At 35.1% G+C, this 24,248-nt stretch carries 16 protein-coding genes; 6 read left to right on the top strand and 10 right to left on the bottom strand.

Annotated elements, in window-relative coordinates; genetic code table 11:
- Positions 1-40: 40 nt before the first annotated feature.
- Positions 41-4,417, top strand: coding sequence for a PKD domain-containing protein (locus VOI54_RS12985; protein WP_326283264.1), 4,377 nt, complete (start codon positions 41-43; stop codon positions 4,415-4,417).
- Between the two features lie 9 nt (positions 4,418-4,426).
- Positions 4,427-5,425 (top strand): PorP/SprF family type IX secretion system membrane protein, encoded by a 999-nt coding sequence (locus VOI54_RS12980; RefSeq protein ID WP_326283263.1) that lies wholly within the window; start codon positions 4,427-4,429, stop codon positions 5,423-5,425.
- A 62-nt stretch (positions 5,426-5,487) separates the two neighbouring features.
- Here the strand turns inward: VOI54_RS12980 and VOI54_RS12975 are convergent, their stop codons facing one another.
- Positions 5,488-7,446, bottom strand: a complete 1,959-nt coding sequence (locus VOI54_RS12975) for a M1 family aminopeptidase (RefSeq protein WP_326283262.1) — start codon at positions 7,444-7,446, stop codon at positions 5,488-5,490.
- Positions 7,447-7,557: 111 nt separating this feature from the next.
- Positions 7,558-9,246, bottom strand: a complete 1,689-nt coding sequence (locus tag VOI54_RS12970; RefSeq protein WP_326283261.1) for a histidinol-phosphatase HisJ family protein — start codon at positions 9,244-9,246, stop codon at positions 7,558-7,560.
- 195 nt (positions 9,247-9,441) lie between these two features.
- On the opposite strand from VOI54_RS12970, the gene recG reads away from it, so the two are divergent.
- Positions 9,442-11,544: an ATP-dependent DNA helicase RecG gene (recG, locus tag VOI54_RS12965; RefSeq protein WP_326283260.1), complete on the top strand. Its 2,103-nt coding sequence runs from the start codon at positions 9,442-9,444 to the stop codon at positions 11,542-11,544.
- A gap of 63 nt (positions 11,545-11,607) precedes the next feature.
- Here recG and VOI54_RS12960 read toward each other — a convergent pair whose 3' ends face one another.
- The gene (locus VOI54_RS12960; protein WP_326283259.1) at positions 11,608-12,708 is read right to left on the bottom strand and encodes a DUF2911 domain-containing protein; all 1,101 of its coding nucleotides are present in this window, start codon (positions 12,706-12,708) and stop codon (positions 11,608-11,610) included.
- Positions 12,709-12,896: 188 nt separating this feature from the next.
- On the opposite strand from VOI54_RS12960, the gene VOI54_RS12955 reads away from it, so the two are divergent.
- The 3 genes from VOI54_RS12955 to VOI54_RS12945 all read left to right on the top strand — a co-directional run bounded on the left by VOI54_RS12955 (position 12,897) and on the right by VOI54_RS12945 (position 16,355).
- Positions 12,897-15,068, top strand: a complete 2,172-nt coding sequence (locus tag VOI54_RS12955) for an endonuclease MutS2 (protein ID WP_326283258.1) — start codon at positions 12,897-12,899, stop codon at positions 15,066-15,068.
- A 241-nt stretch (positions 15,069-15,309) separates the two neighbouring features.
- Positions 15,310-15,729 carry a thiol-disulfide oxidoreductase DCC family protein gene (locus VOI54_RS12950; protein WP_326283257.1) on the top strand — a complete coding sequence of 140 codons (420 nt, stop codon included), beginning with the start codon at positions 15,310-15,312 and terminating at the stop codon, positions 15,727-15,729.
- Between the two features lie 149 nt (positions 15,730-15,878).
- The gene (locus VOI54_RS12945; protein ID WP_326283256.1) at positions 15,879-16,355 is read left to right on the top strand and encodes a hypothetical protein; all 477 of its coding nucleotides are present in this window, start codon (positions 15,879-15,881) and stop codon (positions 16,353-16,355) included.
- A 165-nt stretch (positions 16,356-16,520) separates the two neighbouring features.
- On the opposite strand, the gene VOI54_RS12940 is transcribed toward VOI54_RS12945, so the two are convergent.
- The 7 genes from VOI54_RS12940 to aroC form a co-directional block, all read right to left on the bottom strand.
- The gene (locus VOI54_RS12940; protein ID WP_326283255.1) at positions 16,521-17,681 is read right to left on the bottom strand and encodes a peptidase MATCAP family protein; all 1,161 of its coding nucleotides are present in this window, start codon (positions 17,679-17,681) and stop codon (positions 16,521-16,523) included.
- Positions 17,678-18,517 carry an N-formylglutamate amidohydrolase gene (locus VOI54_RS12935; protein ID WP_326283254.1) on the bottom strand — a complete coding sequence of 280 codons (840 nt, stop codon included), beginning with the start codon at positions 18,515-18,517 and terminating at the stop codon, positions 17,678-17,680. The genes VOI54_RS12940 and VOI54_RS12935 overlap by 4 nt, the downstream gene beginning before the upstream one ends.
- The gene (locus VOI54_RS12930) at positions 18,510-19,664 is read right to left on the bottom strand and encodes a sulfurtransferase (protein ID WP_326283253.1); all 1,155 of its coding nucleotides are present in this window, start codon (positions 19,662-19,664) and stop codon (positions 18,510-18,512) included. Before VOI54_RS12930 ends, VOI54_RS12935 begins: the two co-directional genes overlap by 8 nt.
- Before the next feature lie 54 nt (positions 19,665-19,718).
- A complete protein-coding gene (gene gshB / locus VOI54_RS12925) occupies positions 19,719-20,756 on the bottom strand; it encodes a glutathione synthase (protein WP_326283252.1) in 1,038 nt (345 codons plus the stop codon).
- A gap of 47 nt (positions 20,757-20,803) precedes the next feature.
- Positions 20,804-22,129 carry a dicarboxylate/amino acid:cation symporter gene (locus tag VOI54_RS12920; protein WP_326283251.1) on the bottom strand — a complete coding sequence of 442 codons (1,326 nt, stop codon included), beginning with the start codon at positions 22,127-22,129 and terminating at the stop codon, positions 20,804-20,806.
- A gap of 220 nt (positions 22,130-22,349) precedes the next feature.
- Positions 22,350-22,820, bottom strand: coding sequence for an acyl-CoA thioesterase (locus VOI54_RS12915; RefSeq protein WP_326283552.1), 471 nt, complete (start codon positions 22,818-22,820; stop codon positions 22,350-22,352).
- Positions 22,821-23,031: 211 nt separating this feature from the next.
- Entirely contained in the window at positions 23,032-24,093 is a 1,062-nt protein-coding gene (gene aroC / locus VOI54_RS12910) for a chorismate synthase (protein WP_326283250.1), read from the bottom strand.
- Positions 24,094-24,248 lie beyond the last annotated feature (155 nt).

Here is a 24,248-nt window from a genome sequence, read left to right as displayed (position 1 = left end):
TAGCTGCTCAAAACCCAACCTTATTACTTAAACCCTATTTATGACAAAGAATCCATTTCTTGTACTTCTATTTAGTATAATAGTTAGTCTTTCAATTTTTGGGCTAAATACCATAAAAAAAACAAGTTACACCAAAGATAATCACAAAATACAGGTTACAACTCCTACTGTCAACTTTACTTTTAATAATGATGCTACATGCTCTGGTACAACAATTACTTTTTCTCCTATAGTATCTGGAAATGGCCCTTTTACCTATGCCTGGGATTTTGGAGACGGAAACACCTCAAACAATCCCAATCCAACACATATATATACAGCCCTTGGATGCGGCTTTAAAACCTTTAATGCAAAACTTACCGTTACTGATAATGGAAATATTTCAAACAGCATAACAAAATCTGTTTCCGTACAGGAAAAACCAGCCCTCTCATTTATAGATTTAAATAACTCGGTTGATCCTTTTGAAAAATGTGGTGATAATAACACTGATACTGAATACACTATTAATGTAGGCAACAATTCAACATCTACAGCTTGTATTACATCATACAATATTGATTGGGGAGATAGCCATACAGAAACCAATGTAACATTCCCTTTAACACATACTTACACACAACTAGGGTCTTTTAATATGACCATAACTGGTATAGGCGCTAACGGTTGTAACAATAACATAACCTATGTAGTTAAAAATTCAAACAACCCTATAGGCTCCTTAATTGCTCCTGGAAATACGACCAACTTATGTGTTCCCGTAGATCCTATGTATTTTGCAATTGGAGACTGGGCTCTGAACCCTTCAGACACTAATTACAAAGTTAATTATGGCGATGGTACCGTTTTGACCTACTCACAAACTCAATTAGAGAATTCTATATACTACAATACCACTAACCCTCCTGCATCTGAAGATTTTCCAATTCCTCACACGTTTTCCAGGTTTAATTGCCCTGGAGGAAATACTGTAAGCTTGACCATTACAACATCTTGCGGAAGCACCCTTTTAACGGCAGGTCCCATCATTATTTTAGATGCTCCTACCATAAGTTTTAATGCGCCCAGTATTGCCTGTGTTAATTCATCAGTTTCATTTAGTAATACCACTATTGCCGGATACACCAATGATTGTAGTACCTTTAATGTGTATACCTGGGATTTTGGTGATGGCTCACCAGTTTCAAGGCAAGTAAGCCCCAGGCATTCTTATTCAGCTCCAGGAACTTATACTATAACTTTAGACGCTGAAACACCCTGCGGTATTGGTAGTACTTTTACAAAAACAATTTGTGTAGAACCCGTTTTACAACCAAACTTCACCTTTGACAATGCCTGTATTAACACGCCGCTACAGATAACCAACACAACTAATGTTAGCCAAAGCTGTGGCACCGAAACCTATTCATGGGAAATGATTTCCTACTCAGAAGCATATTGTGGTGAAGAGCCGGAAAGATGGAATTTCACCAATGGTACCAGAAGCTATTCCAAAGACCCTGTTATAAATTTTAGCACTCCTGGCATTTATTATTTAAGGTTAACCACTAGAAATTCCTGTGGTATTTACAGAAATATTACCAAGAGAATTGATGTAAAGGAAAAACCAAGAATAGAATTAGATGCCATCTCTGACTTTTGTGAGTCTGCCACTATTAACCCTGTAGGAAGGGTTTTAGAAACTTGTTCCCCTGCTTCAGAAATCACATATGAATGGAGCTTTCCTGGCGGAACACCATCATCTTCAACGTCATTAAATCCAGGCTCTATTGATTATTCTACTAGCGGGAATTATTCCGCAACCTTTAGTGTCACAAATAGTTGCGGTACCACCACGGTCACAAGAAACTTTACAGTAGATTTAGTACTATCTCCTATTATTGAACCAAAAACACAAGAGATTTGCAGTGGAGACACATTTAATATAAGACCATTTACAAATGCAACCGATAATGTACCTAGAGGCACAACATACACTTGGAGCACTCCTGTAATTTCCCCTGCCGGAGCCATTGGAGGCGCAACAGCTCAGTCTTCACCAAGAACTAATATTAGTCAAAGGTTAACCAACACTACAGGAGCAGCTGCAACAGCCACCTACACCGTGACTCCTATAGCTGGTTCATGCCCCGGACCAGATTTCACAGTAACTATTACTGTATATCCTACAATAAATGTAACTTCAACCATTAATAATAGTACCTGTTTTGAAACAGATGACGGCTCTATAGATATTACAATTTCAGGAGGTATTCCTTTTCCTTCCGGAGTCCCCTATTCCATAACATGGACAGGACCAAACGGGTTTACAAGTTCAAACGAAGATATATCCAATTTAGAGCCTGGAACTTACTCTTTAAAAATAATAGGTGACGACAATGGTTTTTGCCCATACACAAACAACTATTTTGTTAGGGAACCTGGAGCGTTTAGGTTTACCGGAAACACCTCTAGAGACATCACATGTTTTGGTGCAAATGATGGACTAATAAATCTTAATATTTCAGGAGGAAATCAGCCCTATACATATACATGGACAAAAGATGGAACCCCTTTTGCATTTACAGGAGAAGATCCCAGAAATCTTGAACCTGGAGATTATGCAGTAACTGTTACCGATGCCAATAATTGTGATCCAAATCCCTTAACAGATTCATTTACTATTGAAGAACCGACACTACTAGAAGTGGATTTAGTAAGAACTCCAGATATTATATTATGTTATGGTGATTTTACTGGCGAAATAGAAGTAATGGCTCAGGGAGGTAGACCAATTGGAGGAACAGATTATAGGTGGTCATGGAATGGCCCTAATGGTTTTAGAAGTTTTCAACAAAATTTAACGGGAATAGAATCAGGAACCTATAATTTAACCGTTACCGATAATTCTGGCTGTGCTGCTAGCTTAAGTGTTTTTGTTGACCAGAATCCCCAGCTCAATCTTGATTATAGCGTAAAGCACCTAATCTGCTACAATGATGATAGCGGGGCCATTACTATAAACAATATAACTGGCGGTATCCCTCCTTATGAACCATTAGTATGGAGCAATCTAGGCACTGGTATGTTTCAAGATAATCTATCTGCAAGAACCTATTATATTACGGTTACAGATGCCATTGGGTGTTCTCGTATAATTCCAATTACAGTTAATAATGCCCCTGTTTTCGAGGTTAATCCAGATGTAAACGATGTATCCTGCTATGGTGATAGTGATGGTTATATCAAACTTAATTTAAATGGTGGTGAATCTCCGGTTACTATTGCATGGGATGATGGCGCCTCTGCCGGAGACGAAAGAAACAATATTGGGCCAGGTACTTATGGCGTAACTATTACAGACAATAAAGGGTGTATCATCCAAGATTCATTTACAATTAGAGAGCCTCTTGAATTAAATTTAGTTGGTATTGTAACAGATGCCCTAGATTGTGATAATATAAATAGTGGAGCTATAGACTTAGAAATTCAAGGAGGTACACCTCCTATTTCAATTAATTGGAATAACGGTTCACGTTCAGAAGATTTAAATAATATTCCTCCAGATCTCTATGTAGCAACCATTACAGATGCCAATGGCTGTACTATAGAAGAAGCTTTTGAAGTTAAGCGCTTTGAGCCATTAGAAGCCCCTTTTGAAGTTATTACTAATTTTAATTGTGATACCAGAGAAGTAGATCAAACTTTCATATCTAAAGTTGAAGGAGGAGTACCTCCTTATAGTCTATCATGGTCTAATGCAGCATCGCCTTTTGTAACCATTAGTGGTGTGAATGATGAAATTATGAGAACAAATGAAGATGGTTTGGTTATTTTAACCGTTGTTGATGGGCTAGGCTGTGAAAAAGAATTCTCCATTCAAGTTGATAAGCCTGTTTTAGATGATGCCCGTTTTTCAACAAGCTCATTTGGCAATACAACATATGGTATTTACTCCATAAAAGATCCTATTCTATTTACTAATGAAGCTACTGGAAGTATTGAAAGTGTTATGTGGGACTTTGGAGATGGTAATTTCTCTGGGGAAGAAAATCCGTCACATAGTTACATAACACCTGGCCCCTATACAATTACACAAACAGTAACCTATGAGTTAGGCTGTGTTTATACAAAAACTATCACGCTAGTAATAGAAAAAGGCTATAGCTTAATAATGCCCAATGCATTTACCCCAAATCAAGATACCTGGAATAGTTTCTTTGCGCCAGAATTTATAGGACTAAGCAATATGGAGCTTAATATTTACAACACTTGGGGAAATGTTATTTATACCGAATTAGGAGATGATATTGAAGGTTGGAATGGAAAAATAAATGGCTCTGAGGCAGAAAATGGCAATTACTATTATAAATTTTCTGCGCAAACATTTTACGGAGATACAGTTACAGCAGAAGGCGCCTTAGTATTAATAAAATAAACACCATTGATGAAACTTAAAATAGCAACTGTACTTATTATTATTTGTTTTTACTCAAAAGTTAAGGCTCAAGACCCTATATTTTCTCAGTATTTTTTAGTGCCAGAAACTATCAACCCTGGGTTTTCCGGATTTGAAGAAGCTACCTATATGGGTATTATGCATAGAACCCAATGGCCCAATTTAAATTTAAAAGTTGATACAGAATACGCTTATGTTAATACATGGATTGAGACCATGAATAGCGGTATTGGTTTTAGTTTTATTAATCAACGTGAAAATATTACCAACTATAATCATTTTCAGTTCAATGGAAATTTTGCATATGTAGTAAGGCTTTCAAATGATTGGTTTTTTAGACCTGCCATTGAAGCTGGTTTTGGCAGAAAATCCTTTAACTTTAAAAACCTGGTTTTAGCAGATCAGATAAATATTAATTCTGAAAGCATAAATCCATTTTCTGGAGATCCATTTGCAATAAATGGAAACAGAGGTATGAACTTTTTAGATTTCTCTGCTGGTTTCGTTTTTGACAAAAGAAATACTAGAAATGATACAGATATGTGGATAGGTACGGTTATAAAACATCTTAACAGACCAAATATTTCATTATTTGAGGGCAATAATCTTCCATTAGATATTTTTTATTCTGTACATGCCGGTTATAGATTTCCTTATTTTGATTATTACAAAATGCTTCTGTCTGCCAATTATATGCAACAAGGTGAATACAACAGATTAGATCTAAGTTCTACAGTACAAATAAATAAATTACTCTTAGGCCTTACAGCTGTAACCAATCCTGCTAAAAACGGTATAAATAATCACTTATTAACCTCTATAAATAGCTTTATTGGGTTAGAATTAGAAAAATTAAGGTTTGGTTTATCTTATGACTTTAACACTTCAAAAATAGGAAGAACAGATGGTGTTTACGAGTTATCCATTACATACTTAACAGGCTGTTTAATTTGTAGAGACCCCGCAAAATTAGAACGCAGAAAGTAACTTAATACGGTAAGTTCAAAGATCTCATGCTTCAGTTTACTGTGCTTAGAATAACAAAAGTTCTATTTCATAAGCTCCAATAGCTCTTCTGAAAACTTTTTAAATCGCCAATTATGATGCTCTGCTGCCTGTTTTAAATTCGCTTTGCATTCATCATTACAGGCCTGTATTTGATTTAAATATTGAAATGCGTTTTGCCGTATTTCAAATCCGTATTTGGGATTTGTATAATCTACTAACTCTCTAAAGTATTGCCTTTTATTTTCGAGATCATAATCTTCAGTTATAAGGGCAAGGGTTAACCAAAGCATACGAACATTTTTATCATTAAACCCTTGAACTGTTTTAGTTTGATCTAGGTATTGATACCGGTCTTCAGGGAAGTTTCTCCATAAGTTAAACAAAGCAGCCTCAATTGTTAGATATGAAGCGTCTTTTAAAAGGGTTTCATATTCAGGCTTTAGTTTTGGTGGTATTTTGGCCAGGGCCTTTGCTATGGCCTGGCGTATTTTTATGCTACTTTTAAAGTTCTCTTTTTTTATTTGATCAGGTATTTGAGAAATGACCTTTGATTTTGCCTCATCAGAAATTGATGATTCTAAAAATCCCGAACATTTTGAGGTATAGACCTCACAATCCACCATAAGATACTCTTGAATAAACACTGACTTTTTTAAGGACCTTAAGGCTATATCATAGTTAAATTTATCATCTTCCAACCAAACCTTCACAAAATCACTTAAACTTTGCTTACTTATTTTCTCTACTTCTTTTATAAAATATTGGGTTTCCACATTTTTAAACCGATGTGCTTTTAAGTAATTCTTCACAGCTTCTTTAAAAGCCTCTCCTCCTACCTTTTCTCTAAGCATATGCAATGCCCAAGCCCCTTTTTTGTAAAACGTTACACTACTGGATTTTGGATCTAGTAATGATGTGCTTCCTCCAGCTTTATCCTGATCTATTAATTCCTGAGCATATTCATATAATCTCCAGTAGTAATAATCTTCACCAAAAATATCTCGTTCGGCCAATAAGGCATAGTAGGTAGCAAAACCTTCTTGTAACCAATGGTGTACTCCTGATGTTTCGGTCACTAAATTACCAAACCATTGATGCGCCAATTCATGTGCATTGACATTCACATAGTTTTTATCAGTAAAATCGATAGAATCCACTACAAAAGCATCCGAAAAAATAGTAAGGCTAGTATTTTCCATACCGGCATATAAAAAGTCCTTAACCGGGGCTTGTTTATAATTCTGCCATGGATAAGGAACCCCAATTTCTTCTTCTAAAAAATCAAACATGTGTTTGGTATAACGGTATGTAGGCTCAACTTTTAGTGAATCTTCAGGGTAATAGTACATTTCAAGAGGGATTCCTCTTTTTGAATACGCTACTTTTTTATGATATTTGCCTATAGCCAAAGCAACTAAATAACTGGACATGGGTTTTTCCATGTTGTAATGCCAGGTTACTGTAGATTGATTGAGCTGTTTATCAACTAATTTTCCGTTGGCAATAACTTTATAGTCCTTATTGAAGGTTACAGACAAATCAAACTCAATTTTTTCATTCATATCATCAATACTAGGCAACCAATTACTGGTATATTTTCCCTGACCTTGTGTCCATATTTGTTTATTCCCTTCTTCAAATTCCCAGTCAATGAAATACATGGCTTTTGAGGGGTTGGTTTCCCAGGAAATTTCTAAAACATGTGATGTATTTGCTTTAAAAGGATATTTAATAATAAGCTGTTTGCCATTATAAATTTCATCAATGCTTCCTTTATTCAGGACAGATTGAATGTTATTAAAATTCTTAGCGTCAATAAATATTGAATCTGTATCTTTTAAAATTTCAAGGTTATAAATCACCTCTCCAGACACTTCTTTATGTTTTTCATTTCCAAAAGCAACCTTTGCTTTAGCAGATATAAAATCGACATATTCAAGCTGTTGTGATGAAGCATATTGTATAAAAAGAAGGAAAATAGAAAAAAATAAATAGTTCATGCCTTGTTAGCTTCAAAGATCAATCCAAAATAAAGAAATTCTTTATCACAAAAGAAAAAATACCGTCTTATAAATAAAAAAGCGCGTTATATTTTTTAGGAATTGGAGTAATTAAAAACTGTGAAACTCTATCAGGTTAGCTTCATAATACTGATCTCCTAACTTAGTTAACAGGTTTTTAATAATATTGGAATCTCCATGTATTGCAATTGCAGAATACCCTATATCATTGAGTTTCCCTAATCTCAGGTCAATAATATTGATATTTTTAGATGCCAACGCAGATAACAAGATCAAGAGCACCCCAGGCGCATTATGATGTTTGGTCAAAATTACTTTTTCGCTTAATGCCAAGTTTAAACGCACACCGTCCATTTCCAATAAATAAACGCCTTCCCTATTATAGTTAGGCAAAACGGCATTTTCTTTATAGATCAAATTAGTAAAAAGACCGGCATCTGTTCCATTAATAAAATCGATGGCATTTTTAACATTCCCATTATCCCTATCAATTGACAAAAACGCAGTTGCCGTCCCATCTTTATTAGATTTTAAACGCGCTGTTTCTACATTAATGCCTTCTGATGCCAAAGTGTTGAAAAGTGAAGATATCACTCCGGGTTTATCCAAATGCTCTGAAAATAGTCCGTTAACAATATTCTTAGATATCTTTGGAACTTCATTGGTTACGGTTATAGATTTACCCCATTTACGGATTCTTATGGCGTCATAATCTCCCATTCCTGTTGAGTTCTTATACAAATCAACAAACTCTAAGAATGATCCTCCAAACGAAAAATCCGGTATAATTCGTCTTTCTGATTCATTCAATCGTTGATTCAACAACTCTATACCTTTATTTAATACGGTATATTTTACTTTTAGTTCATGATCATCATAAATGGTACGGTTCTCAGGAATCAGCTTAGAATAGCTTACATAACTCTCATAACCAGCCTCCTGAATATATTCTAAGCTTTCTCTGTAATTTAATCCGTAATAACGCACATGATGGGTATCTGTACCCACACATACCGGTATTTGAAGTTCATTAGCTCGTCTTAAAATACTTTGCACAGGATACACGCCTACACCTTTAAATTTTCCGGCCATATTAACATCCAGAGACAGATTACGATCAGCAATCAATTCCAGAAGGGTTCTGAATTTATTGGCCAAAGGATGGGAACTTGTCTCAAAGTTTGTCAAGGCTTCAGGCATATCAACATTAAGTTTTGGTAGATCAATATGACCAATAATTTGAATCATATCTCCAAAACATTCAATCATCTGGATCATTTCATTGAAGTACCCATCCCAATAAGCCTCTAGACTTCCTCTTAATTTCAATAAGGCTTCGGCTTCTTCTTTTGATCCATCATAAGGTAATCCTTCAGGAGCAAAATGCACAGACCCAATAACATAATCAGCATCTTCAGCCTGAAAAATCTTAGATCTACTCCACTGTAACCCTAAACCGGGGCCCATCCATTCCAATTCCACACCATATTTTATATTTATCTGGCCTGTATACTTTTTGCGAAGATTGGCAATACGCTTAGGGTAGTTAAGATAAGACTTGTTTCCGCGAATAAACTTCACATTGGTCTCCCTTTCAGCAGTATACCTAAAGTTTGTTAAACGTGGCGAATGAATAATAAACGTAATACTTGGGTTACCGGCTTCAATGGCTTTATCTATAATATCTTCCAACTTGTCAATACCATGCTTAACATGATCTTGTTCTGTTCCTGCATGAATACCATGTGTTTCCCAAATAAATTCGTTAAGTTTTCTCATCAATAAATTTGCTTTATGATCTTTTAAGAATGTCAAATTTAACTATTGAAATAGAATTATTTGCTAATTTTTAATGGATTTAAATATTTTCTAAAAAGAAAACTAAAAAACCAATAATAATATTTGTAATCGTACTAAATATTAAGAATAAAATAAGCCCTTAGACTTTTAACAGATTTGTTTAAATTCGCTTTTATGTCTGTTAACCTACAAACACCAATAGATTATTTAAAAGGCGTTGGACCTAATAGAGCGGATTTACTTCGTAAGGAACTGGGTATTCACACCTATCAAGATTTGATTAATTTATTTCCAAACCGATATATTGACAGAACACGCTATTATAAAATCACCCAGTTACAGCGGAATAATGCTGATGTACAGGTTATTGGCAAAATAATCGGTTTTAAAGAAGTTGCTCAAAAACGGGGCAAACGCCTGGTTGGTACTTTTCAGGATGAAACCGGAACTATGGAGCTAGTTTGGTTTAGAGGTCAAAAATGGATTCGCGACAGTCTTAAATTGAATAAAACCTACGTAGCCTTTGGTAAAGCCAATTGGTTTAACGGTAAATATAATATAGCCCACCCTGAACTGGAATTACTTGAAGAGCATGAAAAGAATTTACGATCTGCCATGCAACCTGTATATCCTTCTACAGAGAAATTGACAAATAAAGGAATTACCAATCGTACCATAAGCAAGATCATGCAACAGCTGTTTATGGAGTCTGGTGGAAAATTTACAGAAACCCTATCCGATAATTTACGTTCAGAGTTAAAGTTAATAAGTAAACAATCGGCTCTGTTTAATATACATTTTCCTAAAAGCCCTGAATTACTTTCCAGAGCACAGTTCAGGTTAAAGTTTGAAGAATTATTTTATATACAACTTCAACTGGTTATCAAAAATTTGATGCATAAATCTAAAATTAAAGGTTTTCCTTTTGAACATGTTGGCATGTATTTTAACACCTTTTTCAAAGACCATTTACCCTTTAATTTAACCCATGCTCAAAAACGGGTTTTAAAAGAAATCAGGGCAGATTTAGGAAGCCATGCTCAAATGAATCGGTTATTGCAAGGTGATGTAGGTTCCGGAAAGACCATAGTAGCCTTCATGTCAATACTCATGGCACTTGACAACGGTTTTCAAGCCTGTTTAATGGCTCCGACTGAAATTTTGTCAGTTCAACATTATAACGGTTTAACAGAATGGTGTAAAACATTGAATATCAGTATTAAAATACTCACTGGATCAACTAAAACTTCAAATAGAAAAAAAATCCACGAATCTTTAGAAAATGGCGAGCTACAGGTGTTAATTGGTACTCATGCATTACTGGAAGATAAAGTAAAATTTAAAAATTTAGGGTTAGCCATTATTGATGAACAGCACCGATTTGGAGTAGCACAAAGAAGTAAATTGTGGCATAAAAATACATCTCCACCTCATATATTAGTAATGACCGCCACTCCTATTCCAAGAACCTTAGCGATGTCTGTTTATGGCGATCTTGATATTTCTATTATTGACGAGTTACCTCCGGGAAGGAAGTCTATAAAAACAGTACATCGTTACGATAAAAACAGGTTAAATGTATTTCGTTTTATAAGAGATGAAATTTCAAAGGGCAGACAAATTTATGTGGTTTACCCATTAATCCAGGAAAGCGAAAAAATGGATTATAAAGATTTGATGGATGGTTATGAAAGTATTTCCAGAGATTTCCCCATGCCTGATTATCAAATTTCTATTGTTCACGGTAAAATGAAACCGGAGGACAAGGATTATGAAATGCAGCGATTTATAAAAGGAGAAACACAAATTATGGTCGCCACCACAGTCATTGAAGTTGGCGTAAATGTTCCAAATGCCTCTGTAATGATTATTGAAAGTGCAGAGCGTTTTGGTTTATCACAATTACATCAGTTACGCGGACGTGTGGGCAGAGGAGCAGAACAGAGCTATTGTATTTTAATGACCGGACATAAACTTAGCAACGACAGTAAAACACGTCTAGAAACCATGGTAAAAACCAATGATGGCTTTGAGATTGCTGAAGTTGACCTTCGCTTACGTGGACCGGGAGATATTATGGGGACTCAACAAAGCGGGGTATTAAATTTGAAGATTGCAGATATTATCAAGGATAATGACATCCTACAACACGCCAGGTATCATGCCAAAAATATTTTAAAGATAGACCCTACTCTCAGCCTTTCAGAGCATAAGATCATCTTAAACACGTACAAACAACTTAGCAAATACAGAAATATCTGGAATTATATAAGTTAAAAAGCTCAGCCTGATACTGAGGCTGAGCTTTAAAAACTGATTGTAGATTGATTGATGTGATTTTTAATTTATATCCTGATTATTTTCCAGTTTTTCAATATTGGTTTGTACCCGTCCTTTGGAAGCATCATTTGGGGCATTGTTTAAGGCTAATTTTAGATGAGATAACGCCTTTTTATAATCGCCTAAAGCAGAATATCCTCTAGCTAAACCATAGTGAACAGGCCAGGTGTTTTTGTTGTTTTTGGCATTCATTTTAAAAACACCTAAAGCTTTATCTTTTTTCCCTTTATTAATCAAAGCTCTCCCATATTGATGAACTTGAAAAATAGTAGCATACCCTAAAGCCTCTTCCATGATTTTTTCGGCTTCAGCACTTTTATTTAGTTTTTCTAATATTTGCGATTTTACCTGAAGGTTATTAAATGTTTTCTGACTGAAAAACTGACCGGCTATAGCTCCGTCTATCCAACCAAGAGCTTCTTTTAAATCCCCACCATTATTAAGTGAGTAATTGGCCGCCTGTTCCCAATTTTGCCTTGTAAAACCAGCTTGTCCTGTAAACTGTTCTCTAAAACTTGCCAACACAATATCAGAAACCGCAAATTCTACTTTAAAAGGAAACTGTTTTTTTTCCCAATTCAAAGCAGCAACTGCCGAGTTTGCATCCACCTTAATAAAATCAAAAGTTAACAACTCTGTATGGGCAATTTGCCTGGTTTTAATATCAACACGCAAAGCATCTTCAGCCGGATCATAAAAATAGCTCCCCCAGGCTGAATTATTCTTTGAAAAAATTAAAGTAGCCGAGTCATCTTCATTAACAACTATATGAAATCCATACTTACCGGCTTTTATAGGCTGCCCTTCAACTTTGGCATTGTCTGAAAACTCAATAGTTGTGTTTTCATTTGCTCCTGCCCTCCAGGGCGATTCTTTAGCTGTACCAAACCCCAGGTTATTCATACCATAAGGCACTAATTTACCCCAGATTTCCCGGTCATTAACACTAGGTCTGGAATACTTAATGGTAACATGCGAAATACCTACTACTTGAGATACTTTTGCTTTCTGACTGCCTTGAGGGGTTTTTAATTGTGCATTTGTGTTTAAACTAAGTAAAAGCATTAAACACATAAAAAAGGAGATCACGTTAGTTTTCATATTAATAGTGGTTTGTTGATTATGTTTTCAAGTTATAGAGAAATCAATCCCGCTGGTGTTATGATTTTGTTAAACAAATCCCATAAACTGTTAATTAACTAATTCTTAAGAAGATTTTAACATAGCAAATCATCTCAATCTTATTGATTAACTTTGCGCTTCTTGAATCCAAGCAGTGATAGTAGAGCATGATTAATATTCATAAAAAAACATTACAAGATTTAGAATTTCAAACCGTGTTGCAGCAGGTAAGTGAGCTTTGCATTACCCCATTAGGTCATGCTGAGACACTAAAGATAGTTCCTTTTAAAGTTAAAGAGGAACTACTTTTTTCATTAGACCTCACTAATGAATATAGCTCTTCCTTTGATAATGATAATAGAATTCCAAACCATAGTTTTGACACTATTACTAAGGAAATCAAGCTTTTAAATATAGAAAACACTTTTTTAGAAGTTCATGGGCTAAAAAAAATAGTTGCCATGTCTCTTACCGTTAATACTATAGTTGTTTTTTTAAAAAAGTTTGAGGAATACTATCCCAACTTAAACCAGTTTGCATCACATATTGAGGTTACAAAAGTTTTAATTGAAAAAGTTGATGCTATAGTTGACCGGTTTGGAGATATTAAAGACAATGCTTCTCCTCTCCTTTTCGACTTAAGACAGTCCATTAACAAGATAAAAGGCAAAATCAATGCCAGTTTTAGTACTGCACTTAACATGTACCACAATCTGGATTACCTAGATGACATCAGGGAATCTGTGGTGGATAATAAGCGTGTACTGGCTGTAAAAGCTATGTATAGGCGAAAAGTTAAGGGCGCAATAATGGGAGGTAGCAAAACCGGTAGTATTGTTTATATTGAACCGGAAACCACATTACAACACACCAGAGAACTCAATAATTTAGAATATGAAGAACATGAAGAAATTATTCGTATTTTAAAAGAGGTTACTGATTATATTCGCCCGTTTTCCCCCTTACTGACAAACTATCAAACGTTTTTAATTAATATGGATGTTATTTCTGCCAAAGCGAAATATGCCAAATCCATGAATGCTATTCTTCCTGAATTTTCAGAGGACAAAAGCATGTTTTTACGTGATGCCTATCACCCTTTATTATATTTAACCAACCTGGAAATAAACAAAAAAACCTTTCCACAGACTATTGAACTTAAACAAAACAGTAGAATTATTGTTATTTCAGGTCCCAATGCCGGCGGAAAAAGTATTATGTTAAAAACCATTGGCTTACTTCAGGTTATGTTACAAAGTGGTATGTTGATTCCGGTACATGAGCGCAGTAAGGCCTGTTTATTTGATAGGATTTTAAGCGATATTGGCGACAACCAATCTATTGAAAACCATTTAAGCACATATAGCTACAGATTAAAACAAATGAATTATTTCTTAAAGAAGTGCAATAAAAACACACTCTTTTTAATTGATGAATTTGGTACAGGTTCAGATCCCGAATTAGGTGGTGCACTGGCAGAAACGTTTTTAGAGGAGTTCTATCATCGTGAAGCATTTGGTATTATAACTACACACTACTCCAATTTAAAGATTTTAGCCAATGAGTTACCACATATGCTTAATGCCAATATGTTGTTTAACGAACGTACTTTGGAGCCCCTGTTTAAATTGGTAGTGGGTCAGGCCGGAAGCAGTTTTACGTTTGAAGTTGCTCAAAAAAATGGAATCCCCTATAGCTTAATAAATCGAGCTAAAAAGAAAATTGAACGTAGTAAAGTACGGTTTGATGCTACTATTGCCAAACTTCAAAAAGAACGCTCTCGCTTAGAAAAAACCGGACAATCATTAAAGCTCAATGAAAAAAAGAAGATAGAAGAAGCCGATAAACTTGAAGAAATAAACGTGAAAATCCAAAAGAAGCTTGAGGATTACCAGGAGTTATATGACAGCAATCAACGGTTGATTTATCTGGGGCAAAAAGTCAATGATATTTCGGAGAAATATTTTGAAAACAAGCAAAAACGTCAATTGATGGCAGACCTCTTTAAGCTTGTTCAAATAGAAAATTCTAAACGAAAAAAGGTATCGGCCAAACAAAAGAAAGCCATAAAAGCAAAAGAAAACAAGGTAAAGCAAGACGCTGAAAAGAAAGTAGACCTTATACGAAAAAAGAAAAAAGCCGAAAAGAAAAAGGCTGCCGAAGCGCCTTCTAAACCAAAACCTGCTCTAAAGGTAGGTGATCGTGTTAGAATGGAAGATGGCCGGGCCATTGGTAGTATTGATAAAATTGAAAAAAATAAAGCGGTTGTAAATTACGGTATATTTACAACCAATGTTAGCCTGGAACAATTAGAATTGGTAGAAGCGGTTAAGCATTAAAATGTATCTCTAACCTAAATTTCTATCTATATCACTACAAAACAGCCAACACCAAGTTGTTGAATCTACAACTTTTGGAGCCGACTGCATTATAAAAACTATTTAGGGATGTCGGTTTATTTATTTGAAACCCTGATTTGGACTGATACGCCAAATACAAGCTTAAAAAGAAATTAAATTTGAATAAAGAGATTGATTTAAACCAGTTCCTTAACAGCTTTTAAAGTAGTATCTTTGTCCTATGTCTATTGCTATTGGAAAAGGGAAAAACCTCATTCTTTTTGACGGGGTTTGTAATCTGTGTAACCATTCGGTTTTATACGTTATAAAACGCGATAAAGCGAACGTATATTTGTTTGCACCACTGCAAAGTGATACTGGAAAGCAAATCATTAGAAAATTTGGTATAGACACGAATCAAATCGATTCTATTATACTTTACAACCCTGAAAAGGGTATTTATTATAAATCGACTGCCGCATTAAAAATAGCTTCAAAACTAGGGTTTCCAACCAACCTGCTGTCTGTCTTTTTAATTGTACCTGCAGTTATTCGCAATTGGGTCTATGATTTTATTGCCAAAAATCGTTACAAATGGTATGGTAAAAAAGAAGCTTGCATGATTCCTACACCAGAATTAAAGAGCAAGTTTTTGGAATAACTCTTTTTGTTAACAACTTTCCTTTCAGATCAAGTTGTAATTATTGACTTTTAAATTTTTAAAATTTAACTTCGCTTATCAGTAGATATAAATCATTGAAACGGATTTATATCCTAAACGTTGTAAGTAATTTAAAACCAACACAGAATTTGATACAATTAAAAATTAATGGTGGATTTAACGATGGACTAAAAGTCTATTCTGAAAACAACATAATATTATTTTCGGATGTAAATAAAAAATGGTTTAAACCTGACTTGATTAATATTTATGACGGACAAAAATATTTAATAATTTCAATTAAACACATTAGTCAGATTTTCAAAACTGAATTCAAAATAATTGACCAAACATCTGACATTAAAAATATTATTCAGACTCTTAAAAAAAGAACGATTGAATTAACCAATGGTGAAGTTTTTGAATTTAAAAAAAGTAGAACTTCTTTAATTACTAATCCTTATCTTAGAATATTTCATAATGATATAGAAATTGGAATATTGAATAATAAAAAAATAAGCTCTGAATTGAACTATGACCTTTCAATTAAAGATGAATATAAAAACTATTTAAATTATGTTTTGATTTATATTCTTACGACTGAATCTAATAAAGATTATGATTAAAAAACTACTTACAACATTGTATATAAAAAATTGCTATTTTATGCTTAACCAATGGGAGTTGCTTTGTTTGCTAGCTTCTGATTTTCCTTCGGAAAATCCTCGCACACAAATAAGCAACATTTCATATACGTAACCGATAAGCGCACAATCCATTTTCTGTACCTCCTATTTTAAACTCCTTAAAATAAAATCTACGGTTGTATTGGTGTTATTATTTTCAATATAGGCATCGGTAATATGCTTTGCAGGAACCGCCAGGCCTTTATTGATAAGCGACTCAATTTCATTAGCATACTCCAGGGTTACTTTGCCCGTTAACAATAAGCTTAAATCTTTACCGGCATGGTAATAATCATACACTTTTTTAAGCCCGGTTAAATACAGGTAATCTTTAGTAAACCCACCACCCCTATGAGCTCTTACCGTAATATAAAACGCCGCTTCCCTATCCAGTTCATACTGATTATTCAGCATCCTGAATGTTCTTGAAAAAGAATAGCCTTTAGCTAAACTATCTACCGCCATTACACGGTATGCCAATTCTTTTAAACGGGTAACGGTTAAATTATTACTCATATATTCTGAAAATACCGCCAGTCCTTCCTGAGTTTCTTCATTATTAGGAAAACCATGGGAAAATATTTTTAAAGGATGTAACATCCCATTCATAGTAGTGACCATATGCACCCCTATTTCATGGTTGGTTAAAACCGCAATTTCATTTTCAGAAAATGTATGATTTGAATTTAAAACCAGGGTTTTAATATTATTCAATACCATAGCTATAGCCGATATTTTATCAGATTGTTTTATACTATAACTAAAATCATACTTTTTAGAAAACGCTTTAAAAAGAGCTTCAGATGCTGTAGCTGAGTATTTGGGTTGGAATGCCGGTATATCTTTATTTTCGTCTTCAAAATGTAAAATGAATTTAGCATTTTCAACATCTTTTTCCGTAGGTGTACCAAAGCAATGCAAACAATTGTAATAGAATTTTTTTCCGTCCCCTATAGTCTCTATACATTGTATTAAACCAGAATAGGCATAAATAATATCTTCATATAAATTCTTTATCTCCCTATCTTCAATAAGCTCAATGGACTGAGTAAACAACTTTCTGTGAAGTTTGAACTTATCAAAATTGATATCGGGATATCTAAAAACGGGAGCTTTTAAATATTTTGATGAAAAGAAACGCTCTTTTTGTTCTTCAATATTGACCGGATTTACATAGCTAAGCAATTCAATTTGTTTAACCAGTTCGTCTATATTTTTATCTATATCTAAAAGTGCTTTGGTAGCAACATTGTTTTCAATCTTCATAATACCTGACTTTTAAACGCATTATAAACTTTTAGCGCATGCTTCGGAATACGTTCAATTAATGCCTTCTCTACTGTAGCAACTACTTCAGGGAATATAATCTGCTCATATTCATCACAGTATACTTTAGCTATTTCGGTAGCCAAAACTAAGGTATTTTTAAAGTTCCTGGTAATATATTTTAAAAAATAACCATTACCCTGAAAGGTATCATTGATTTTTGAAGTAGATGCAATAGCATTAGGAAGCTCTATCTCTGATAGACTTTGTCTCCAGGCTTCAATAGCACCTCCAAAACGTTTATTATCAACATTTACAGTCCCTAAATTCCAGGTAGGCACTTCCCTGTCCCAACGTTTCCAGTTATAACTATGCATATCATAGACCGTACAAAAACCAAACTTAGTTTCTAATACCTCAATTAAGGCATGCATCACTCTATAAAAATTGGTATGCTTTTGCAGGCTTTTTGTTTTCATGGTTTCAGAAAGAGGCTTGTACCATAATTGTTTTCCCCATGCGGTTTCAAAAACAGCCTCCTCAGGAGCTCTGTTTAAATCATATTCAAAACGCGAATCACAACCGGCAATAACTATAGGATGTGTTTTTATCATGGTTTTGGTTTCCGGGTCTTCCTCATACCAACGCTCGTATTCGGTATGAATACAATTATCCCAAAGTTCTTTCCTGAATTGATGCCCGTCATGTATAGCTGCACAGGCATAAGGCACATACTCCTCAATCTTTATAGTAAAAGCATAATCTGGAGATACTGCTTCAAACGTTTCTCCAGCCTCTATCTTAGATACAATTTGAGAAACACTTAGCTTATCCATCTTTAAGGATCTTTTTTAGATGCCTATAAAGCATCCGCTCCATCAGATCATAATCACCGTCCGCAAAAGCTATCAATTTTATATCAGCAAATAGATCGGCTAAATCATTTCTATAATAGTTATGAGCCTTTACTGCCTGAATAATCTTTTGAATATTTTGATAATCACTGTCTTTTTTAAATTGACGTCTTACCCGTTCATAAACCTCCTTATCTACACGACTTAAAATATATGCAGTCTCTTTTCCGGATTCGTTTAGGTCTAAGTTTGAAACATATATTAAAATGTAAGCCAATAATTCATCCTTGGTCCAGGTTTTGGGATTTTCCATATCGCCTGTTGTCAATGAGCCATATTCTGTCCAGGAGCCATCATACACCGAAATGTTTTTATATCCTGAAATCTCAGCTCCCAATGCCAAAATACAAGCTGTAATACCTGATCCGCATGAAAATATAACAGCATCTTCTTTTGTAGATAATTCCTGAAAAGCTTTCTCTAATTCTGTTTTTGGTTTGAGCAGTCCCCCTTCCAACAAATCTGTAAAAGGCAAATTTAAAGAACCGGGAATGGTTCCCATCCGCAATCCTGCCCTGGGCTCCGGAGTTTCACAATTGAACCGATCTGCTGAGCGCGCGTCAATAATGGTATGGGTGTTGCTTTTTGAAGCCGATTTAACATCTTCAAAGAACATCATGTGTTCTGACTGAAGACTTGCCCTAAAATCTCCTTCCGGCCCTTGGTATTCACGCATGGACTCTATGGGGTAAGATGCTTCTTCCCAGGCTGGGAATCCGCCATTCAATACAGCTATATTATCATATCCAAAAGCTTTAAAAAGCCACCAAACACGTGCACTGGAATACATACCCTTATCATCATAAACCACTATAGCATGACTACCGCTAATACCTAAAGCCCTGGCTTCTTTTTCAAACTGTTCTTTAGATGGAAACGCATTTGGAAATGGATTGGACGCATCACTAAATTTCTTTTTAATATCAAAAAACCTGGTATGGAGTATTTGGTTTTGTGATACATCAAATACTTTATTAATGGTACCATCCAGAACAACCAAATTTTCAGCATTTAAATGCTCATAAAGCCATGCTATTGATACGACTGGAGTTGCTATTGAAATATTCACAATAAAATTAATTAAAAGTCTTGATTCAACCGAATAATAACACTTCTGTTATAATCACGCGTCTTGTACGGTCTTTCTCAACCGGGTTCGTCTGTCAAATGCCTGAAGTTTATCTAAAACCTTCATCTCTAAAAAGTCTATTACTTTTTCTTCTATTTTAGTTTTTAGTTTATACACTTTATTGATATAAGTAATCCCCCCCGGAGACATGACATTCACTTCAACCAACTTACCCCCAATAACGTCAATCCCTACAAAATAAAGGCCATCATTTACCAATTTAGGCCCTATTTGTTTGCAAAGTGCTTTTTCCTCTTTTGTCAGGCTATGTCGTTGCACACTCCCTCCTGCCGACACATTAGACCGATGGTCTTCATTTCCCGGAACTCGTTTCATAGCACCAACAGGTTCACCGTTTAAAATTAGAATACGGACATCCCCTTTATCTGCTCCTTCAATATAATCCTGAAGGATCACATAATTTAAAGACCCATCGCGGTTAGTGATATAAAAATCAAGCAATGAATTAATATTACTCATCGCTGATTTTTCAATTAAAATTACCCCCGATCCTCCAAATCCATTCAAGGGTTTTAATATCATTTTATCTGCTGAAGACTCTTTGATCTGCCTGATTAAATAGTTTTTACTTTTAGACACATGAGTAGCCGGAATAATGTTACTATGCGCATCGCCAAATGCTGCAGTATAGAGTTTATTATTGGCTTCTCGCATTCCTTCCAGGGAATTCATTATAAACACATCGTCTTTCACAGAATCCAAAAAGTTAAGCATAATAGGGTCTAAAGGTGGATTAGCTCTAAAGAAAATAACATCAAATCCCGCCAGAGGCAGCATTTCTTCACGCAACACTGCTTTTTTATAAAACGATTTTAATGAACTTGGTGTCTTATCCATCCTACCTATTACTATACAATTAGCGGTAGTCACACTATTTCTTATAGTTAAATTGGCAGGTGTACACATAGCTACACCGTGCTTTCTTTTAACACATTCTTTAATTAAGGCTAAAGAAGTATCATTATCCGGGTCAATTTCATCCCAGGGATACATAATAAAACAAACATTCATGTTTACTGGTTTTATTAGATAGTTTTATGAATTTAAATTTATAAATTTTATTTCACTTCATCATAATGATCGTCCCATTCTTTAGGTTGTGGCTCATGTAATTTATCTAATGATTTAGCCACCATCATAGATACGGTTGCATCACCGGTAACATTAACAACGGTTCTGCACATATCTAAGGGCCGGTCTACAGCAAAAATAAGGGCTAAGCCAATGGGTAACAATTCTGCGGGAAAACCTATGGATTCTAATACAATAACCAGCATTACCATACCTGCACTTGGAACGGCTGCACTACCTATAGACGCTAATAAGGCCGTAAGCACAATGACCAGCTGGTTGGTAAAGGTCAGACCTTCCGGCCATATAACCTGCATGATAAACACAGCAGCTATGCCCTGATATAAACTCGTACCATCCATATTAACCGTTGCTCCAACTGGTAATACAAAACCGGAAACTTCTTTATCTACCCCCAAATGCTCTTCCACACGCTCCATTGTAACCGGTAAGGTTGCTGCACTACTACTGGTTGAAAAGGCCAGTAACTGCGCCGGGCTAATTTGTTGTAAGAACCACATAGGTGATTTTTTGGTATATATACTTACCAATAACAAATAGAATCCTATCATTAATATAAGACCTCCTACAACACATAATGCATACCACAGTAATTTAACTAAGATTTCCGTATCATCAAAGGCTATTATAACGTTTGCCAATAAAGCAAACACGGCGTATGGAGCAAAAAGCATGATGAGATCAACCATTTTCATGACCACCTCATTTAGTGAGTCAAAGAAATCTATAAGAGGTTTAGCCTTCTTCTCTCCTATCAACAATAAACAAATACCCACAAATAAAGCAAAGAAAATAACCTGAAGCATGGATGCCTCTACAAACGATTTAAAAATATTACTAGGAAAAATATCAACCAGGGCCTGTAACGGGCCGGCATCTTTTTGAGCTGAGGCCTTTTCTAACTTATCAACAACACCGGCATCATTTTCATACTTTAACTTGATCTTTTCTATAGTCTCCTGAGGCATGCCTTTTCCCGGATTTAAAGTATTTACAATACTTAAACCAATAACTATAGCGACTAAAGTGGTGCTGATATAAATGCCTATAGTACGTAATCCCATAGACTTTATTTTTGAAATATCTTTTAAATCTGAAATTCCTTTTATTAGCGATGCTAAAATTAAAGGTACGGCTATAAGTTTAAGCAGGTTGATAAAAATGGCCCCAAAAGGGGCTATCCAATCTGACACAAACCCTTTACCACCATCAACGGTATTCATAATAAAACCAAAAATGATTCCAAGAATCATTCCTATTATAATCTTCCAATGTAATGCAAGTTTTTTCATATGCTATTTATATGCCTTTTGGTACCCTAAATTTCCGATTCTTTTAAACCTTTTTAGGAACGTTTTTTACTCCGCACAAGATAGCTATTTTAAGTATAAACTAGCAAACCGAATTTATTTCAATAAAATCTTCAATATAATATTGAAATTACTCGATTATCTGTAAGATGATTAATGAAAGAATATGTTTAAATTATTAGCAATAAAATTAACGACACAACTATTCTGAAGATTTTATAATATCATAATCTGCTTTAAAAAGCTCCAGAGTTTCTTTAGGCACAGGCTTTTCTTTAGTTGTAACGCCACTATTGGCAAGTATTTGTCTTATACTTTGTGTTTTACGATTTTTCCAAAAACCTACTTTAGTGATCCCTATGGCATATATCTGGTTATTTTGTCTAAACACCTGTTTGTGGTACACCCAATTATCTTCCCAACCTTCCAATATAAGAGTCACACTAAACTTTGTCCAGCGCTTTAATGGTTTTTTATAAATGATCTTTTGAGACCCCAAAACCGGAAACATGCCCTTTTTTATGGAATTTTTATATAAATCTGACCGAAACAGAATTTCAAACCGAATAAGATCCATATAATAAAAATACTTTGAGTTGGCCATAAACCTAAAAGCCTCACAGTCTAAAATACTGACTCTCCGTGTTCTTGTTAAATTGGCTTCCAAGGGCACCCGTTTCCAAAAAAATCTGGAACCAATAAAAATATAAATGAGATGTAGCCAATAGTAAATCACTGGTGTATAACATATTACTTGGATTTAACCAAGATAAAAAAATAAAATGATCTAACCTATTTGTATATGGTAGCCCCGATTGATGCGGCATCCTTTTTTATATTATAAAAAAGATATAGCGGAAAGCGGGAAACAGCTCCTAATAAAATTAACTATAGAGCTTATTTATTAAATAAAAATCAGCTAAAACTAAAGCTGCCATAGCTTCTACGATAGGTACGGCGCGCGGCACCACACATGGATCATGACGTCCTTTACCCTGCATCTCAACAGTATTACCGTGCTTATCTATAGTTTCATATTTCTGAATAAGGGTTGCTACCGGCTTGAAGGCCACATTAAAATAAATGTCCATACCATTGCTTATCCCTCCCTGAATACCACCGGAGTAATTAGTTTTTGTAGTGCCATCATTATTGAAGGCATCATTATGATCTGAACCATACATGGTGCTACCATGAAACCCGCTACCATACTCAAAGCCCTTTACTGCATTTATGGACAGCATGGCTTTACCCAATTCGGCATGTAATTTATCAAATACCGGTTCCCCCAATCCAACAGGTACATTCTTGATCACACAACTTACAACCCCACCTACGGTATCCCCTTTACTACGTACTTCTTTGATGTATGCTTCCATGTTTGCTGCCATCTCCTGATCCGGGCAACGCACTATATTGGATTCTATTTTACTAAGGTCCAGATCCGTATACGGTTTATCCAGCTTCATAGTTCCTACTCCAGAAACATAAGCCTGAATTTCAATGCCTTTTAATATTTGTTTTGCTACAGCTCCTGCTACAACCCTACATGCTGTTTCACGTGCCGAGCTGCGTCCGCCTCCGCGGTAATCCCTAATACCATACTTTTTATCATAAGTATAATCAGCGTGACTTGGCCTGTAACTATCTTTTATATGTGAATAGTCATGTGACTTTTGATTGGTGTTCTCAATAACAAACCCTATAGAGGTTCCTGTGGTAACGCCTTCAAAAATTCCGGAATGAAACTTAACGGTGTCCGGTTCTTTACGTTGTGTAACAATAGCTGATTGCCCAGGTTTACGTCGGTTAAGTTCATTCTGAATGGCTTCCAAATCCAATGTAATTCCTGAAGGGCACCCATCTATAATGCCTCCTAAAGCAGGTCCATGAGATTCTCCATATGTTGTTAAGCTAAATTGTTTTCCAAAGGAATTTCCGGCCATAATCTGAATTTTCGGCTAAAATAGCGCTATTCCGAGAAAATAGGAAATGAAATTACACCTTGCTCCTCAATTCTACCTGTAAGATCGCATAACATTTTATTAACAATGCCCTGATATATATATAATTATGTCATAATAATTAATTAATACTAAAC

This window comes from Alterotamlana spongicola (genome assembly GCF_035818475.1).
Lineage (GTDB): Bacteria > Bacteroidota > Bacteroidia > Flavobacteriales > Flavobacteriaceae > Cognatitamlana.
This window is presented reverse-complemented; position numbering and strand designations above follow the sequence as displayed.